Below are 17,949 nucleotides of genomic sequence, written 5' to 3' on the forward strand. Positions count from 1 at the left end.
ATCTTACAATTATACTAAATACGAGGAAATTTTCATTTTATTACTTGATAAAAAGAAAATATGGTCTTTGACAGTAAAATAAGGTTGAGGGATTAATTTGTCCATGTCATCAATTATAACTTTAGTGTCATATAACTCATTTCTAGAAGATAACGATAGGCTAAGATGGTAGTGATTGGCGGTCTGGGTATGGTAAGACCAAAGAAATAAATCTTTATACGGTTGTAACCAGATTTGGTCGATAAAAGAAATCTGATTCAAAAACGAAGGTACTGTTCCTTGAAAAGGAATAGGATATCGGATATCTCGTACAGGAAAAGATGTATCAAAAGAGGGCGTATTGGAAACTTCTCCCGTCACGATATCTATATAAAAAAATAGTCCGGACGGAATGGAGCGATGATACGCTTGAATAACCTTGTTGAAAACTTCTTTAATGATATATTCCATGTAGGTGAATACCGTGCTTTTGGTAGGAATATGAATGACTTGAATACCCGCCTGAATGGGGGAATATTCGCCAAATCGTTTGAGAATAAGATAGTCACCTTGAATGTCTTCTAGCGTCCATTCGCGCGATTCACTATGAAATTGTTCTAAAAGTAGGTTTCCTTTAAAATTCAACACATAGAATATGGGGAGCGTAGAATCGGGATCGCGGCATTCCACAGCTAATTGGTTATGCAAACAGTCCACTTCGATTTTCCAGATCGGAAAGGGAAAATTTCGCTCGAATACGTTATTTATTGTATATTTATTCATACCAATGCTCACAGCTATGCTACACAAATTTACTAAATCTATTCTTTTATTTGGGTTTTTAATAATGGCAATTATGTCACATGCCCAATCTATATTTAAGACGGATCTCAAAGAAGATGTCGGTCCGAATTCTTGGCGCATTATTAAAAAATCTTATGATCAAGCACTTGTAGAGAAGTCCGATTACTTTCTTATCGAAATGAATACCTTTGGGGGAGCCGTCAATTTTGCCGATTCTATACGCACCTTGCTGCTCAATTCACCCATCAAGACTGTCGTCTATATCAATAACAATGCAGCATCTGCAGGTACATTGATTTCTTTGGCGTCGGATCATATTTTTATGCAAAGTGGTTCTTCATTGGGAGCGGCAAGTGTAGTGAACCCACAGGGGGAGATCATGCCCGAAAAATATCAGTCTTATATGCGTGGCTTGATGCGCGCTACGGCAGAAGCCAAAAGGCGAGATCCCAAAATCGCGGAAGCTTTTGTAGACCCTTCTATTTCTATCCCAGAAATCAAACAAGATGGCAAAATATTGACCTTTACAGCATCAGAGGCCGCTAAGGCGAATATTATCAATGCTGAAGTAAAAAGTTTGAATGAGGTATACCAACAGCTAAATGTACAACCCTCTAATGTGAAGTCTTATAAAAAGACCTGGGTAGATCAAGTTATTGGATTCTTAGTTAACCCAATAGTTCATGGATTGCTCATTATGGGTATTATCGGCGGCATATATTTTGAGTTGCAGACACCTGGTATTGGATTCGCCATAGTATTGGCTACGGTATGTGCGGTGTTATTTTTTGCACCATTATATTTACAGGGATTAGCGGATAATTGGGAAATTGCTATTTTCGTGATAGGTGTTGTACTCTTAGCCTTAGAGGTATTTGTCATACCTGGATTTGGAGTAGCGGGAATATTGGGTATAATTTTCGTTTTGTGTGGACTTTCATTCTCCATGTTAGCGAATGACTTTTTTGATTTTAAAATTTCTAAACCAGGCGTATTAATGAATTCGTTTTTAATTGTGATAGGATCAATGGTACTATCTGTCGTACTGTTAGTCTTATTTGGCAGAAATATTCTGCATTCACCCGCTTTCAAAAGGTTGGTTCTTGCTGATGAGCAGCGTGCGGATAGTGGTTATACTTCCTCGGTGCCAAAAGTAAATATGATCAATAAAACAGGTGTTGCGCGCACCGTTCTTCGTCCTTCAGGGAAGATTGAGGTGGATGGCGTATGGTATGATGCGGTTGCTTTAGATAGCTACATCGATTTGGGCGAACAGATTATCGTCGAGAAGCACGAGAATTATAATTTATTTGTGCGTAGAGTGGCTGACAAAACCGTGCAATCTTAACAAAAAAGAAGGGCTTGAAAATTTTTCAAGCCCTTTATTCATTTTATGATTCGTTATATGCTATTAACGATCGCAATTCGCAAACCAAGTTTTACCATCTTTGGTATAATTAATACTTAATTCAGAAGCTGAAATCGATATCGATCCAAAAGCTCCATCTTCTAAGATAATTACATTGCCTTCACCTTTTTTCATTTTAATTCCATTTAAGGAAGGAATAGCATCCGAAAAGTTGAAATTATATGTATCTCCAACTTTAGCTACGGTTACCGAACCATTCGTGTTGCTTTTTATTTCAGAAAGGCCTTCCGAATAGCGGACAGTTCCTTCGTATTTACCTACAAATAAAGAATTGTCTGTTGGGTCATCATCTTTGCTACAAGCTGTAAAGGCAAAAACTGTAATTAATAATAAACTCAGGATTTTAATAGTTTTTTTCATAAATGTTTAATTTGTGTGTAACAAATATTTTATAATCAACATGAAAAATGCAACCACTATGCCATCCTATGTTTTTCAAACTTTTTTAACGTATGTTTAACAATTTTATTGAGACTTAATATTAAAATAAACTAAGCTGAGAGGATTCACCTGTGCGTCTATCAATGGACGCATATTCAAACGGTTTTTGATTTAATTTGTTCTTGACACAATGCAATTTGAAAACACTTCGTATGATTTCGGCGATATTTCCTGCGCCTTTCATTCGTTCCCCAAAATTTGAATTATTGACTTGTCCATGGTGACAACTACTGATAGCATTCCAAATCTTGGCACTTCTATCTGGATAAGCAACATCTAACCAATCCTTGAATATTTCTCCAATCTGCCCATTCAGGCGCACGATAATATAATTAGCCCATTGGGCGCCAGCTTCTGCGGCAGCTTTGAGAATCTGTGGTATCTCGCTATCAGTGAGTCCTGGGATAACAGGTGCTACATTCACACCCATAGGTACATTACAGTTAGCGAGTTCTTCGATCACTCGTAGTCTTTGCTTGGCCGTCACGGTACGAGGTTCTATTTTTTGTCGGGTTTCTTCGGTAAGTGAGTTTATCGACAAAAAAACTTTGATGAGCCCTAATTTAGCAAGTTCGCTAAGGATATCTTGGTCACGTAGTATCAATGCGTTTTTGGTAATAATGCTTATAGGCTGCCGATAGTGTAATGCCGCTTGAAGGATATTTCGGGTAAGTTCCTTGTCTCGCTCAATGGGTTGATAACAATCGGTATTGCCCGAAAGATGGATGGGGGTGAAATTCCAATTTTTCCGTGTAATAAACTGTTCGAAAAGAGCGACCGCATTGGTTTTAACTATGATTTTTCGTTCGAAATCCAGTCCTGAGCCCATATCCCAATATTGGTGCGAATTGCGAGCATAGCAGTAGATGCATCCGTGTTCGCAGCCTTGATAGGGATTCGCAGAATAGGCCATACCCACATCGGGACTCTCTACTTTGTGTACTAAACTTTTAGCTTCTGAAGGAATAAAAAGTGTTTTATTGGATGTTTCTTCAAAGGAATCAATGGCCTCAATATGAAATTGTCCATATGCATCATTGACATATTTATTCTGTGGATTATATTGCGCACCTCTACCTTTTATGTAATTTCTTCCATCCATAGAAGTAAAATTACTAAAAATATTAGCAAAACAAAATTACCGTTGCTGATTTTTTAAATAATGGTAGGTCTCTATTTGGGATTGGCAAGCTGCATCCTCGCTACGGACATATTTATTACTTAATAGATTGTTTAATCTACGGGCTTTTATATTGTCACGCAGTTGAATATGAAGCATATCGAGCAACTGCTTTTTAATGTTTTTATTTATTACTCTGACAGCAGCTTCGATACGATAATCCAAGTTTCGGGTCATCCAATCGGCAGAAGATAGATACATCATTTCTTTGCCTCCCTGATAGAAGTAAAGCACGCGCGCATGTTCTAAGTATTCATCCACAATACTGATTGCTTCTAGCTGTTTAGCAAAAGTTTTTTGGTTTTTAGCACAATAAATGCCGCGTACAATCATTTGTATGGTGACACCTGCTTCGGCTGCTTCATACAATTTTTTGATCAACTGCTTATCGCTGAGAGCATTGATTTTAATGATAATATGCGCTTTTCGGTTCGCTTTGGCCTCGCTAATTTCTTTGTCTATATGCGCAATAATTTGGCTACGCATATGTGTGGGAGCGAACAAAATTCCTTTTCCTAAAGCTAGATTCTCATTGAGGTTAGCTTGGGGATTTCGAAGTGTATCAAATACTTGTTCCATGTCTGCCATAATATCTTCGTGGCTGGTCATCAAACAAAAATCGGTATAGAGCTTAGCGGTTTTCTCATTCATATTGCCGGTGCTGACAAAACCATATTTGAAGCTACTTTCTTTGGTCCGCTTTTCAATCACACAGAGCTTCGCATGTACCTTGCGATTGGGAATTCCGACCAATACCTCAATGCCATCGTTCTCAAACCGTTCTTTCCACAAAAGATTATGCTGTTCGTCAAATCGTGCACGCAGCTCCAGCATGACTGTGACATGTTTGCCATTACGCTGGGCGTTCACTAGAGCATTGCCTATTTTAGAATTGGGTGCCAAACGATAGGCAGTAATCTTAATGGAAGTCACATCCGGGTCAATAGCTGCTTCGCGAAGCATATCAATGACATGATCAAAATCATGATAAGGAAAAGCCAACAGCACGTCTTTTTTGGCTATGGTATTTGCTATCGGCAATTTATTATTGAGATCGGGATGATGGAAAGAGGTTCGTTCAATCGGTAGCTTTTGCCTTTTAAAGACATTCGGAAAATCCATAAAGTCTTTGAAATTGTGTATTTTACGTCCCGGAATAATGCTGTCTTTCTTTGTAATATCTAGTTTTTTGAAAAGAAACTCCACCAGTTGCGGGTGCATATTTTCGTCAAATACAAAACGTGTTGGTTTTCCCTTACTTCTGGTTTTTATTGCTTTCGCAATCTTCTCGGCCAGATTGGTGTTGATGTCATTATCCAAATCAAATTCCGCATCGCGTGTAATTTTGAAGGCGTGGGCATGAAACTCATAAAAGCCAAAAAAGGAGAATATATAAGGAAGATTATATTTGATGATGTCTTCCAATAGGATGACATGAATTTCTTTTTTTGGAGAAGGTAAAATCGCAAAGCGTCCCAATAATGGAGCGGGGATTTCGATAATGGCGTATTTCAAATCCTCGGATTGATTCTTTTTACCCATTACAATTCCCAAATACAGGGATTTGTCGCGCACATAATTCATCGGTCGGTTTGCATCCAATAGGAGGGGAATAACGCTAGATTCTACCTGCTTCAGGTAGTAATCTTTGACAAAATTCTGCTGATCCTCGTTTAGATCCTCACTAGACTTGATAAATACGCCTTGTTTGGCCATTTCTATTTGAACATCATCCCATACTTTGTCGAACTTTTTTTGTTGTTTGATCAGCCGATGGTTTAGTTCTTCGAGAATGAGTTGGGGTTTTTCAAAAAAGATCTGTTTGGCCGACTTTTCATCTACCAATAGCGCTCTTTTTAATCCTGCCACACGCACCCGAAAAAATTCATCTAAATTATTAGAAAATATACCTAGAAATTTAATGCGCGAAATCAGGGGTACGGTAGAATCTGCCGCCTCTTGCAAAACTCGCCCGTTGAAACTCAACCAACTGATATCTCTAGGTATATATTTTCTTGCCATTCTTTTATGTTTTTGGTAGCGTTATCAGCTTATATTTAATAGCCCAACCTTATTTTGTGCCTCTTCTTTTGATGATATTTATCGCTTCATATTTCGATGTATCATAATGCGGAGGTTCTATTTTTAGCGTAGTAGGATAGGGTTTATTCTTATCGAAAAAAAACACACGTGTCACACTATTGAAGTCATTTGTAGGGAAAAGTTCGGCACAATCTTCATATTTGGCATTGTGCAGATCACCAACAGTCACCGCATAAATGCGCTCTATACCTCCTTTATTCTGTTCATTACGGACAAATGCTACTTCTTCAAAATCACCGGGAATATCTTTAATACCGAGCTGGCTATAGGAATCCCATATCATATAGCCTAATATCAAGATGATAGGAACAGCTAGGAGCCATACCTTTTTGTTTTTTTTCATGTATTATAAATTGATTTGGATATTTAAAAGTTTGTAAAACTCTTTCAGTATTTGTTGATGACCAGGCCATGCAGGTGAGGTTACTAGCTTGCCATCTACTACAGCTTGATCGGCAGGAATATTTTTCCATGTACCACCAGCCAATTCGATGTCTGGACCTACCGCCACATATGCGGTTAAGGTGCGTCCTTCTAATACTTTTGCTGTTGTCAATACTTGGATGCCATGACAGATGGCTGCAACAGGTTTGTTAGCTTCGAAGAAGTGCTGCACAATCTCAATGACGCGCTTGTTGAGCCTTATGTATTCTGCGGACCGACCGCCAGCAATGTATAATCCGTCATATTCTTCGGGATTGACAGCATCGAAATCTTTGTTAATTGCAAAATTGTGTCCACGTAGCTCTTTATAGGTTTGGTCGCCTGTAAAGTCGTGAACCGCTGTCGGTACGACATCACCTTTCTTACGGTCAGGTGCAATTGCATCCACGTCGATTCCTACGGAACCCATAGCTTGAAAGGGAACCATTGCTTCATAATCTTCTACATAATCACCTACGAGTAGTAATACTTTCTTTGCCATGTTGTTATGTTTTTAGGGTAATTTATAGATAAACACTTTAATTTTCTGTATTGTTTTCAAACTTCTCTTTGAGTGTGCGCTTTGTTTTACGCACTTTAGCCTCCAATTGACTGCGCAATAGCATATTGGTTACTCCTTTGCCTTCTTCAAAGTTCTTGTTGAATTCCGGTAGCGAGAAAGTGTCCAGTACATCTGCACCATCATAGGGTAGTCGTTGCTCAGCAATACCTAATACAGATTGACTACCTCTTGCACCGGGGCTTGTAGCCAATAAAAATACAGGCGTACCATTGAATATTTTACGCCCTTTAATGCGTGAAACCCAATCAATGATATTTTTGTAGCATGCATTATAATTTCCATTGTTCTCTGCAAAGGAGATTAATATAAAATCCGCCCAATCAATCTTAGCCGCGAAATCATAGGCTTGCTGAGGGATGCCATGTTCGGCTTCATAATCTACCGAAAATATAGGCATACTGTAGTCATTGAGGTCAATAACTTCTTTGATGTCGTCGAGTTCTTTATAGTATTTTGCGACACTTGTCACCAATTTTTTATTAATGGATTTGGAGCTATTACTGGCTCCGAATGCTAAAATTTTCATGTTTCTAATATACTTATTGCGATTTGTGGATGTGTAATATTGACGTCAGAATCTTACTATGAAGTTATGAAAAAAGGGTCGATATTCATCAACCCTTCCTACTTGAATTTAATTTAAATGAAGTTTATTCTTTTTTCATGTCTTTGATAAGAGAGGCTCCGAAGAAAAATAAGACAGCTACTCCTGCAATACAACCGATTATCAATATGATTTTTCCGGTTTTATTGCCTGAAGCAGATTCTGGCGAAGCAGTCTGCATACTTATTTCCGTGACTTTGGCTTCTTTTGTGATCTTAGAAAAATCCATATTAAGTTTTGCCAAATCATAGGTGGGTGACGTCCAGCTACTGTCAGCCTCTAAGGTGTATTGCTCTCCATTCTGCAATAGTGCAACGATCGATAAGGGTGTTTGAAATAGTGAAATACTATCTATTTGCAAAGGCGGGTTGTCATCATTCTGTATGTCGATATATAGAGTTTGTGGATATTCACTTGCAGGTATTTCTATTTGTCTAGCGTTTGTATTCGCTAAGTTAAAATCATACTCACCAATGTGCATAGTCTGCTCTTTCTTTTTATAAGCAACGCGTTCTTTGCTATACAAACGAGCCGGACGTGTAAAGTGAGCGGGATTGGATACATGAAATTGAATGATGTCGACAGAGGATCGACCAGCCTTCGTAATTTGCAATCGTGTTATCTTTTCTTTTTGGATCTCTTGAGTTGCTACACGAATGTCTCTTAATTTCACATAATCTTGTTCTAGATTACTTATTTCTATGTAACCGATCTTCAATACATTAATAGGAGCCGAGCGTTTGTCATCCATGCGAATACGGATATAAGTATAATCATTCAACGGAAAATGTACAGGTGCCAGTACGGATGTTTCGGACGGGCTTTGGAGGTTGCCCAATACCCCATGATTTTCTAGTGCAAACCATTCTTCCTTATTGTGGCTTCCTTCTATGCTGTAATTTTTACTGACATTGGTGTTAGCAATTTCCAGTACGTAACTACTTATTTTCTTTTTTGCAGTATTTGGGATAATAAATGTCTGCGTACTATCCGTTGAAATTTTATCACAAGCTACGGTTACAAAATTTGTATAGTCTAGCACTTGTTGTACATAAATATACGGCACCTCATGACCATTTTTATCTTTAATCCTTATTTTGCTTAGAGCATTGCCGATCAAAGATCTAAACTCTTGTGGTATAGTTATGCGATGATATTCAGAACCTGTGGGGATTATCTTCGCTTTGCCTTGCTGTCCCCATAATGACGAAGGAAAGCAGAACATAGCGAAAAGAATAGCATTAAAAATGAAGTGCTTATAGTGGTTTTTTGTCATTTTCTACAACGAGTTTTTTTATTTTTTGATAAACAAAAGATATAATTAATATCAATACCCCTAATAAAATAAATGCAATGATTTTGCCTGTTTCGGATACATCTCTAATATCGTAAGTAAAGAGTTTCAATATGGTTATACTTAATAGCGCCAAGGCAATAATACGAATCGCCTTGATTTGTTTTTTTATTCCAAATATGAGCAAAGCGAACGATATTACCCCCCACAATACCGGAAATATAACTTTGATGACAAACTTCTTCTGCATATAAAATTCTGGCCAATTCGCCGTCTGAAATAAAAATAGCGTAGTTGTTTCTACACTCAACATATAGGTAATGAAAAAGGCAACAAACCAAGGCGCAAAGGATTTAATTGTCAGGCTTGGTACAGCTTCGAATATATGTTGTCTCACATATAGCCATACTTGGTACAGTAATAAGGTTAAAGACAGGTAATGGAAATTGAAAGCATAAGGGAAATTCATTAGGCCATAGAAAGTTTCTTCTTTTTCATAAATAGGCAATCTATAGCCTAATAAAATATATACTAGCATATTAAAAGCAATAAGGATATTGCCCCATCGCTGTATGTTGTTCTTCTTGTGAAGGATATACAATAATGCCGAAGTATAAAGCATATGGTACAGGTATTTGAAAAACATATTCGTCCCCGCATTCGTAAAGTAGGCATTCGACTTATAATGTACTTCCAAAAGGGGTAGTGCGTAACCTAAAATCAAAGCCAGATTAAAGACCAGAATCCTATAAGACTTCTTTTTGAAGTCTAATTCAAAATAGCGGAAGGAAAAATCATGGCGTGAAAACAGCCAATGTGTGCTGAGTAATGAGCCTATGAAAATAAGACCAGTAATAAAATTTAAGTTGAACATAAAAACATAGGGCACTTGATCTGCCGCATAATATTGAATGTCCATGATAAGGCTGATGAAAGCAAGAATCTGTACAATTATTCCGGCCAATGTAAAACCTTTCATATTTGATTTTTGACTTAACCAGAATAATAAGACAGCTTCACAAGCCCAGAAAATCGTAATATAGTTTCCTTCAAATTGAATAGGTAAGGTGACAGTCGCCAGCGTAAGCGCTAGTCCGATTAAGGCATATATAATGTTCTTGTCGAATCTATACTTTTTATAAATTGTGTAAGCAAATAAGATGTTAATGAAACCTAACGTGATGCTAAATAGTCCCATGTAATCGGGGTTAATGCGATGAATGATATGGCATCCTATGGCAAAGTATAATGCCGTGGAACTGAGTAGGGCTCCGATTTCGTAGTTCGAGAACTTATTTTTATGTACTACATTGTTGATAATGAAAGCGATGCTGAAGATAAAATAAGAAAAACCGCAATATATCAGTGCATTATTTAATATGTTTGTATTCGGATTTTCTAAAGTACTGTACCAACCAAAAACCACAATAATAGTAGCAATCAATGCGGTGAAATTGACAATAAACCATCTCTTATAGTACGAAATAATGAGCATTCCACTGTTCAAAATCAACAAATACGTCAACAGTACATGATAATTTCCGTCGCCTGTACTTACCATAAAGGGCACAGCAAATCCCGCAATAGTCGCCAACACCCCTAATTCCTGACGATCATATGCAATAGAAACAAAAACACTAAATAGGGTAATGACCGTCATAATTGCAAATGCAGTAGTCTGCGAAAACAACTGATAGTCCTGGAATGCAATGGCGATAGTAAAATAAAATACGGCAATTGCGCCTGCTACCAATACAGAGCTGAAAGCCTTGAATTTCAGTCTTAGCCGGTGGGCAATTATCAATATCAATCCGCCAGTTAGAATCCCAATGCCTACGCGTGCAGGCTCATTAATCCATTCTTTGGCGATGGCATAGCGCAAAAAGAAGCTAATCCCCAGTACAAGAATGATGATACCGATTTTGTTTATCAGATTCTCCCCAATAAATTTTTCCGAATCGGGGTTGTTTTCCTTAAACTTTTCATACCAAGACATACGTGGTTCGGCAATTACCTTTTTACGACTTATTGCTGGTTGATACTCGGGAATAGGAGGTGGGATAGGTGTATTCCACACAACCTCCTCTACAAGCTCTTCCCGTACTTCCGTCACCGGTGCAAGTATTTCTTCTTCTTTCACATACGGAGAGGCTTCAATTTCCTCTTCCTTTATTATTACTTGGGGACTAGGTGCCGGCTCGTTAATTATATTTTCAGGAGCCTTGGGGGATACATTTGAATTGAGTGACTCAATTAATTTTTTAATAGAGATTAATTCATCAAATGTATGCTTTAAGCCATCCCGAAGCTGGCCGATTTCTTTTTTCTGATTCGAAATGATGTACAATAGCAAACATATTATGAGCAAGAACAGGATGGCTTCCATTAGTTTTATATGTATTGGTTAATTTTTGATGTAATATTAAAACAGCACAAAATAGGATATTTTGTGTAATATTTAATTCAAAATTAAATATAGGTATAAATAAAAATAGGCTAAAGATATTCTTTAGCCTATTCCATTTTATTTTAATTAATACTGTTTACACGTTGAAGCGGAAGTGCATGATATCACCATCTTCTACGATATAAGTTTTTCCTTCTACACTAAGTTTACCAGCTTCTTTTACCGCATTTTCAGAACCATATTGAACGAAATCAGCATATTTGATAACTTCAGCACGGATAAATCCTTTTTCGAAGTCTGTATGAATTACACCAGCTGCTTGTGGAGCTGTAAATCCTCTTTCTATCGTCCACGCACGTACTTCCTGCACACCCGCAGTAAAATAAGTAGCAAGATTTAATAACGAATATGCCGCACGAATCAATTTGTGCACACCAGATTCTTCTAAACCTAAATCTTCCAAAAACATTTTGCGCTCATCATAGCTTTCCAATTGCGCAATTTCGGATTCGATCTGAGCGGAGATAATCAATACTTGTGCATTTTCATCCTTCACTGCTTCTTTCACACGCTCTACGTAAGCATTTCCTGTATTTACAGAAGCTTCGTCTACATTACATACATAAAGTACTGGTTTTACAGTCAAAAGCGTCAAATCAGCAATGTACTCAAAATCTTCTTCAGATATAGGCGCTGTACGTGCCGATTTACCAGATTCTAAGTGTTCTTTGACCACTGAAAGGATTTCAAACGTTTTTTTAGCGTCTTTATCACCTCCAGTTTTAGCCATTTTCTCCACTTTTTGAATACGTTTTACCACGGTATCTAAATCTTTCAGCTGAAGCTCTGTATCTATAATTTCTTTGTCACGGATAGGGTCTACTGAACCATCCACATGGATTACATTACCATCGTCAAAACAACGCAATACGTGAATAATTGCATTTGTCGTACGGATATTTCCCAAAAATTGATTGCCAAGACCTTCACCCTTGGATGCTCCCTTTACTAAGCCCGCGATATCCACGATCTCGATAGTATTCGGAACGATGCGCTGAGGATTTACTAATTCAGCTAATTTATTCAAACGCTCATCAGGTACAGTGATGACACCTACATTTGGTTCTATTGTACAGAATGGAAAATTCGCTGCTTGTGCTTTTGCATTGGACAGACAGTTGAATAATGTTGATTTACCTACGTTTGGTAGGCCTACGATACCACATTGTAAAGCCATAAATTCTTTATGCTGTAAGATTTTAAAATTTGTGCAAAGATAACAAAATACTGCAATACTGAATCAGATACTTTTTAAATCATTGGAATTAAAAGTCTTATCCTTCTTTTACAAAATTTAACATTAACGCCATTAATCTTTACAGCGCTAGGTGAAGTCATACCGATAACAGAAACATTAATAATAGGAGGGAACCATGAAAAAACTGCTTTACTTTACATTACTGATAGGAGGATTATTCGTCTTCAATCAATCCGCTAAGGCGCAAGTGAATGTCAATATAAATCTAGGCTCTCAACCCATGTGGGGACCAGTAGGCTATGAATATGTGCGCTATTATTATATACCCGAGATCGATGTATACTATGATGTAGCGAGTCGCCGATATACTTACCTGCAAGGGAATCGTTGGGTGACCAAATCCAAATTACCGGGACGCTACAAAAAATTCGATATCTATCGTTCTTACAAAGTCGTGATTAATGATCGCAATCCGTGGCATTATCATTCCAAAAATAGATCTAGATATGGACATTATGCATCGCACAGACATCAACCAATCTTAAGAGATGCTCCGCGTCATCATCATGGTAGAGGTAGTCATGTCGTAGAACGTAAAGCACCTTCAAAACACGTTAAACATTACAAAAAAGATAAGAATCATAAGAAAAATAACAACCACAAGCATAGTCATAAGAGATCTTAACTTGTAATAATATTTAATTGAAATACGTTTGTTTACATTTAATTGAACAAGTCGATTCCCATCCAGAATCGGCTTTTTATTTTGTAGTATTTATATGACTATTTCTAAGAGAAAATAGTTTTCCAATCCATCAATAAACGTATTTTTTGACTATTTTTGTGCATATTAAAATACATTTAAAATGTTTAAAGTTTCGAGGGAACTTTTTGGATATTGCATACTAGTTCTCGCATCAGTTGGATTAGCATCTTGCAATAATTTATCTTCCCCTGTTTTTGGATCACAGACTCATGACTCACTTGGTAATAAAGTGGACGAAAGTGTTTTGCTGCGTCCTAGATTACATGATAAGTGGGATTCATTGCGACGGAATCTAATCGTTTTTACCGTAGACAGCCTAAATCCTGTCAGCATAAAAGTGCAAAAGCAGAAACTCAAAGATTCTTTGCGTAGGGAATACGATAAAATGCCCAAGCATATCTATTTAACATTTGACGATGGGCCTTTGGTCGGTAGTAAGGCTATCGATTCGTTGGCGAAATCCAAAAATATTAAGGTCAATGCTTTTGTGGTAGGACGTCATGCCACTTTTGGTAAATATCGTCAACGAGATTTAGCCCAATTTTTAGAGAATCCTCTAGTGGCGGTATACAACCACAGCTACACACACGGCTTCAACAGACTGACTACTTTTTACCGCGACAGTCAAGTGGCGTTTGATGATTTTAAAAAGAATGAGTCTACCATTACGATGAGTAGCAAAGTCGCGCGCTTACCCGGTAGAAATATCTGGATGTATGATGACGAACGTAAAATTGATGTAGCCAATGCTACCCCTACGGCAGATCTATTGTACAAGGATGGCTATAAAATATTCGGGTGGGACGTAGAGTGGCGAATAGTAAGTCAGACCGGTGTGCCGACTTTGCCGTTGGAAACAGTGTACAATAGGCTTGTTAACTTTATGAACAACAAATCATCCAAAGAGCCCAACAATGTAGTTTTTCTGATGCATGATGATATGTTTCAGACCAAAGCAGGAGCAAAACTGCTCAATGATTTGGTAGATAAATTGATTGCTCAGGGATATAGATTTGAATTTATGGAGGATTATCCGATACGATATTGATAAAAAGGGCTTTTCAGTCCTTTTTTTATTTCAGGAACTGAGCGAAGCTCAAAATAGTGATGGCTTATTCTATAAAATCCTTACCTTTGTATTATGGCAAAGATGTTTAACAATATAGAGGATTTGATTAATGATATGGTTCAGTGTTTCCAAGAGCACGCTATGTTCGATATCTTGGAGGAACGGGATGTTATTTCTATTTTGCCCATCGAGGATAAAGCAGTAGCGCAGGACTTCTTAGCGAAAACCAATCAAATATTAGCCGATCATTTTGAGATTTATGATGAAGATTGCTACGGTCCGGATAGCATGAATGACAAGGAGGAAAACCCTATTCTCTTTTGGAAAGACTATTTGAATTGCTTTTTTGACCTCCAACTGGTGGATGATGAAAGTGTCAATTCTAAATATTTAGGAACAGCTTTTGGAATTTATCAGATCACCGGAATTACCTTCCGTGATGAAGCTAACAAACGTCTAAAACGTCGTCGACTCAATGGTATTCGCTTAGAATACAAAGTCAAAGAGACGCCAATGGATAGAAATAATCATTGGAATAGAACGTACGATAAGCTGTTTTAATATTCTTTACTTTATTCACAACTTTTTCTTTTTTAATACGTTATAGTTATATAACCAATATAGAAAGGAGATTTGTTATGAATCTTGCAGAAAAAAGAATCCCTATACCTACCCAAACAGCAAGTACTAAGGCCCATTGGATAGATTATCTTCGTATTATGCTTGGTGTGATTATTCTCGCCAAGGGTATAAGTTTTATTAATGATCGAAATGCGGTACAGCAGCTTACAGAGCAAACCAATTTTCAATTATCTATCTGGGGTGCGGTGCATTATGTAGTTTTTACACATTTGGTCGGCGGATTGTTTATCATCTTAGGCTTTCAGACCCGATTAGCTTGTATACTTTTATTTCCTGTATTATTTTGCGCTGTGTTTTTTGTAAACATTACCAATGGTTTTAGTGCTTTGAATTCCGAATTGTGGTTGTCCATTTTAGTGATGACCTTGCTCATTGTCTTTATTTTGCTCGGTTCCGGCAATTTTTCATTAGACAAAATGATGAACAAACCCGGATATCAGCGAGATATTTAACTAAGAAATTCTATTAGGAGCGGGACGAAAGTTTCGCTTTTTTTGTGTACTCTTGAAAAATAATCCTCGGACAAAGGTGGATGCATTATAGAGATATCTAGTAATATTACCTACTAAATTATTTACTTGCAATATTTAAAATAACGGTATAAGAATTGATTAATAATAAAGTTTAAATGTCGAACTTCGCATTTTTATTTTTTAGGAATTCATATGCTATGAAAAGGTTTATTTCTCGCTTTATATTCTTATTTCTACTTATAAGCTTACACTATGACGGATTGGCGCAAGATAGTGTGAGTCAGCCTGCGTCTAGGTTGAGCTCGGATACTTCCAGGCATATACTTTCTGATTCCTTACGGAAAGAATTGCAAGGATTGGATGTGGGATATTTAGCAAATATTCATATCCGCGATATCCAAAACATATTGACGGAATTATCGGCAAAGAGTGAGTCGCACATCCTCAAGAAGAAAAGCGCTACGCCGGATTCAATCGCCGTAATTGATCGATTGATACGCGATGATATTACGCAGTTGCGTTCCATGCATAATTCACTGAATAACTACCAGTCGAGTGTCACAACGACCAAAAATGCCATTCAGCACATCATCAATAAGTACCAAGTCAGCGAAGAAAAATACCCGCGCTTAGCGCTACGCCTTAATTCTTCTTTAGCACAAGTAAATAGCAAATTGGATTCAATACATGCTGCATCGGCCTCATTAAGTACGTTGATTACTGCGAATGAACTTTATTTGGGCGAAAAAGTTATAGCTGGGAATCCAGCTGTAACCGCACCTGCAGAAAAAAAATCTACCTCTATTTGGAACTCTTCTTCGCAAAATATATCGCGCGAAACCATAATTAATAATATTAAAGAAAACTACCAGCGGAATAATTCGTTTAGCCGGTATTTTAATGATATTCCCTGGAATTCACGCATTCTATTGTTGCTAATATGTATTGCATATGCTTTTTGGTGTTTCAAAACGAAACTTGATATTGACAAAAAGAATGGGATTGATCTTTCTAAAACTTGGATACTCAAAGTCATTGGTAAATCAACTATTGTATATTTTACCTTACTACCATTGGTGAGTCTTTTCACACCGACTTTTATCATCCAAGCCTCACAGATTATCATTATAGCTCTGTATTTGGGATTGGCCTTTGGTACCCTGACAGCACAGCAACGCAAAATCATGTCGGGCATTGTCCTCTTTTATATTTTGATTGTTTTTGCAAATATGATGGTGAGTGATGATATGTTTTTGAGAGTGATATGTATGCTCTTTAATATCATTGCGATAGCCTTGGTGAGTTACAGTAAAAAGCGTATTAAAAATAAAGAATCTGCAGGATATATTAATAATGCTATTTACATCATTTTTGTGCTGTTGAATGTCACGGCTATTGTGATGAATATTATAGGTAAAGTAAATATATCACGCAGTTTTAGTATCGCCAGCGCAGTAGGACTGATGCAATCCTTTACTCTTCGGTTTTTTATTGAGATGATTAGAGATGATTTGCACCGCCAATTCGAAAAAGACAATCTCTACAACGGCTTTTGGTTGAGATTCAACCGAGAACGGATGACAAAATTGGGGTTAGATTTGTTAAAATTAATCTGTGTTCTTCTAGCTATTGTGGTCTTGGCAAACAATCTAAATTTCATAGATACGCTGGTAAATTTTAGTGAGAATGTCCTCGAGAGAAAGCGTAAAATTGGAGATATTACGTTCAGTTTCGCTAATTTGATAATCGCTATTTTGCTTTTGTTAATTACCAATTGGCTACAGAAAAATATAAGTTTAATATTGTTGGGGGGAGAGAACGGACAATTGCGACAGGGCTACAATCAGAAAGTCACGCTATTCCCACTATTTCGATTAGCCATTATCTTGGTCGGATTTTTCTTTGCCATATCAGCATTGGGGATGAGTCTGGATAAATTGACTGTAATAATTGGAGCACTCAGTGTGGGTATTGGTCTGGGGATGCAAAATATTATCAACAATTTCGTGTCAGGTATTATTTTAGTTTTTGATAAACCTTTTCGGGTAGGCGATCAGATTGAACTGGCGGATAAGAAAGGCCGAGTGAAGGAAATCGGTATTCGAGCGAGTATATTGCAGACAGGCGATGGGGCCAATGTAATTATACCGAATGGAGATTTGCTTTCGGGCCGCGTAGTAAATTGGACATTATCCCATGAGTACAGCAAAGTTAGTTTTACAATCTTGGTGGATCGTAATGCGAATTTGCAACAAGTACATGCCTGGGTAGAAGAAGCTGCCGCTGCAAGTAAATATTATTTGAAAAATATGGGACTAAAAACAAGCGTAAAAGATATAAGTGCGGATACCATACACTTGAATGTGTTAGCTTGGGTCAATTATGCTTCCAATGCTGATGCTTTCAAAAGTGATGTTCTCCTGCAGCTTTACAAAAAATTTGATGCAGATGGATTAAAATTTCAGAGTGTTTAAGTCTTAGTGTACAGTCCAAA

16 protein-coding genes are annotated in these 17,949 nt (G+C 37.3%); 6 read left to right on the top strand and 10 right to left on the bottom strand.

What is annotated here, in order from left to right; translation table 11 throughout:
- Positions 1-9: 9 nt before the first annotated feature.
- Complete coding sequence (locus tag EDC17_RS09255) at positions 10-762, bottom strand: hypothetical protein (protein ID WP_132777802.1); 753 nt, start codon at positions 760-762, stop codon at positions 10-12.
- A gap of 64 nt (positions 763-826) precedes the next feature.
- On the opposite strand from EDC17_RS09255, the gene EDC17_RS09260 reads away from it, so the two are divergent.
- Positions 827-2,131, top strand: a complete 1,305-nt coding sequence (locus tag EDC17_RS09260; RefSeq protein ID WP_243646106.1) for an NfeD family protein — start codon at positions 827-829, stop codon at positions 2,129-2,131.
- Positions 2,132-2,194: 63 nt separating this feature from the next.
- Here EDC17_RS09260 and EDC17_RS09265 read toward each other — a convergent pair whose 3' ends face one another.
- The 9 genes from EDC17_RS09265 to ychF form a co-directional block, all read right to left on the bottom strand.
- Positions 2,195-2,572: a hypothetical protein gene (locus EDC17_RS09265; protein WP_132777804.1), complete on the bottom strand. Its 378-nt coding sequence runs from the start codon at positions 2,570-2,572 to the stop codon at positions 2,195-2,197.
- Between the two features lie 121 nt (positions 2,573-2,693).
- The gene (locus EDC17_RS09270) at positions 2,694-3,755 is read right to left on the bottom strand and encodes a PA0069 family radical SAM protein (RefSeq protein ID WP_132777805.1); all 1,062 of its coding nucleotides are present in this window, start codon (positions 3,753-3,755) and stop codon (positions 2,694-2,696) included.
- A 36-nt stretch (positions 3,756-3,791) separates the two neighbouring features.
- Positions 3,792-5,855 (bottom strand): polyphosphate kinase 1, encoded by a 2,064-nt coding sequence (gene ppk1 / locus EDC17_RS09275; RefSeq protein WP_132777806.1) that lies wholly within the window; start codon positions 5,853-5,855, stop codon positions 3,792-3,794.
- Between the two features lie 49 nt (positions 5,856-5,904).
- A complete protein-coding gene (locus EDC17_RS09280; RefSeq protein ID WP_132777807.1) occupies positions 5,905-6,279 on the bottom strand; it encodes a hypothetical protein in 375 nt (124 codons plus the stop codon).
- Between the two features lie 3 nt (positions 6,280-6,282).
- Positions 6,283-6,861 carry a DJ-1/PfpI family protein gene (locus tag EDC17_RS09285; protein ID WP_132777808.1) on the bottom strand — a complete coding sequence of 193 codons (579 nt, stop codon included), beginning with the start codon at positions 6,859-6,861 and terminating at the stop codon, positions 6,283-6,285.
- 37 nt (positions 6,862-6,898) lie between these two features.
- Entirely contained in the window at positions 6,899-7,468 is a 570-nt protein-coding gene (locus tag EDC17_RS09290) for an NADPH-dependent FMN reductase (RefSeq protein WP_132777809.1), read from the bottom strand.
- 124 nt (positions 7,469-7,592) lie between these two features.
- Positions 7,593-8,822, bottom strand: coding sequence for a hypothetical protein (locus tag EDC17_RS09295; protein WP_132777810.1), 1,230 nt, complete (start codon positions 8,820-8,822; stop codon positions 7,593-7,595).
- Positions 8,803-11,226, bottom strand: coding sequence for a DUF2339 domain-containing protein (locus EDC17_RS09300; protein WP_132777811.1), 2,424 nt, complete (start codon positions 11,224-11,226; stop codon positions 8,803-8,805). Before EDC17_RS09300 ends, EDC17_RS09295 begins: the two co-directional genes overlap by 20 nt.
- 157 nt (positions 11,227-11,383) lie before the next feature.
- On the bottom strand, positions 11,384-12,484 hold the full coding sequence (gene ychF / locus EDC17_RS09305) for a redox-regulated ATPase YchF (RefSeq protein WP_132777812.1): 1,101 nt from the start codon (positions 12,482-12,484) through the stop codon (positions 11,384-11,386).
- Positions 12,485-12,680: 196 nt separating this feature from the next.
- Between ychF and EDC17_RS09310 the strand changes: the two genes are divergently transcribed.
- From EDC17_RS09310 to EDC17_RS09330, 5 genes are all read left to right on the top strand, one after another.
- A complete protein-coding gene (locus EDC17_RS09310) occupies positions 12,681-13,190 on the top strand; it encodes a hypothetical protein (RefSeq protein WP_132777813.1) in 510 nt (169 codons plus the stop codon).
- A 310-nt stretch (positions 13,191-13,500) separates the two neighbouring features.
- Entirely contained in the window at positions 13,501-14,319 is an 819-nt protein-coding gene (locus EDC17_RS09315) for a polysaccharide deacetylase family protein (RefSeq protein ID WP_165894393.1), read from the top strand.
- A gap of 93 nt (positions 14,320-14,412) precedes the next feature.
- A complete protein-coding gene (locus tag EDC17_RS09320) occupies positions 14,413-14,901 on the top strand; it encodes a hypothetical protein (protein WP_132777815.1) in 489 nt (162 codons plus the stop codon).
- Positions 14,902-14,978: 77 nt separating this feature from the next.
- The gene (locus EDC17_RS09325) at positions 14,979-15,434 is read left to right on the top strand and encodes a DoxX family protein (RefSeq protein ID WP_132777816.1); all 456 of its coding nucleotides are present in this window, start codon (positions 14,979-14,981) and stop codon (positions 15,432-15,434) included.
- Positions 15,435-15,652: 218 nt separating this feature from the next.
- A complete protein-coding gene (locus EDC17_RS09330) occupies positions 15,653-17,929 on the top strand; it encodes a mechanosensitive ion channel family protein (RefSeq protein WP_165894394.1) in 2,277 nt (758 codons plus the stop codon).
- The last annotated feature ends 20 nt before the right edge of the window (positions 17,930-17,949 follow it).

The organism is Sphingobacterium alimentarium (assembly GCF_004342685.1).
Classification (GTDB): Bacteria; Bacteroidota; Bacteroidia; order Sphingobacteriales; family Sphingobacteriaceae; genus Sphingobacterium; species Sphingobacterium alimentarium.

What these genes read in the sequence shown, in the direction of transcription:
- EDC17_RS09255 (WP_132777802.1), bottom strand. Translation starts at nt 762, where the DNA reads ATGAATAAATATACAATAAATAACGTATTCGAGCGAAATTTTCCCTTT.
- EDC17_RS09260 (WP_243646106.1), top strand. Translation starts at nt 827, where the DNA reads ATGGCAATTATGTCACATGCCCAATCTATATTTAAGACGGATCTCAAA.
- EDC17_RS09265 (WP_132777804.1), bottom strand. Translation starts at nt 2,572, where the DNA reads ATGAAAAAAACTATTAAAATCCTGAGTTTATTATTAATTACAGTTTTT.
- EDC17_RS09270 (WP_132777805.1), bottom strand. Translation starts at nt 3,755, where the DNA reads ATGGATGGAAGAAATTACATAAAAGGTAGAGGTGCGCAATATAATCCA.
- ppk1 (WP_132777806.1), bottom strand. Translation starts at nt 5,855, where the DNA reads ATGGCAAGAAAATATATACCTAGAGATATCAGTTGGTTGAGTTTCAAC.
- EDC17_RS09280 (WP_132777807.1), bottom strand. Translation starts at nt 6,279, where the DNA reads ATGAAAAAAAACAAAAAGGTATGGCTCCTAGCTGTTCCTATCATCTTG.
- EDC17_RS09285 (WP_132777808.1), bottom strand. Translation starts at nt 6,861, where the DNA reads ATGGCAAAGAAAGTATTACTACTCGTAGGTGATTATGTAGAAGATTAT.
- EDC17_RS09290 (WP_132777809.1), bottom strand. Translation starts at nt 7,468, where the DNA reads ATGAAAATTTTAGCATTCGGAGCCAGTAATAGCTCCAAATCCATTAAT.
- EDC17_RS09295 (WP_132777810.1), bottom strand. Translation starts at nt 8,822, where the DNA reads ATGACAAAAAACCACTATAAGCACTTCATTTTTAATGCTATTCTTTTC.
- EDC17_RS09300 (WP_132777811.1), bottom strand. Translation starts at nt 11,226, where the DNA reads ATGGAAGCCATCCTGTTCTTGCTCATAATATGTTTGCTATTGTACATC.
- ychF (WP_132777812.1), bottom strand. Translation starts at nt 12,484, where the DNA reads ATGGCTTTACAATGTGGTATCGTAGGCCTACCAAACGTAGGTAAATCA.
- EDC17_RS09310 (WP_132777813.1), top strand. Translation starts at nt 12,681, where the DNA reads ATGAAAAAACTGCTTTACTTTACATTACTGATAGGAGGATTATTCGTC.
- EDC17_RS09320 (WP_132777815.1), top strand. Translation starts at nt 14,413, where the DNA reads ATGGCAAAGATGTTTAACAATATAGAGGATTTGATTAATGATATGGTT.
- EDC17_RS09325 (WP_132777816.1), top strand. Translation starts at nt 14,979, where the DNA reads ATGAATCTTGCAGAAAAAAGAATCCCTATACCTACCCAAACAGCAAGT.
- EDC17_RS09330 (WP_165894394.1), top strand. Translation starts at nt 15,653, where the DNA reads ATGAAAAGGTTTATTTCTCGCTTTATATTCTTATTTCTACTTATAAGC.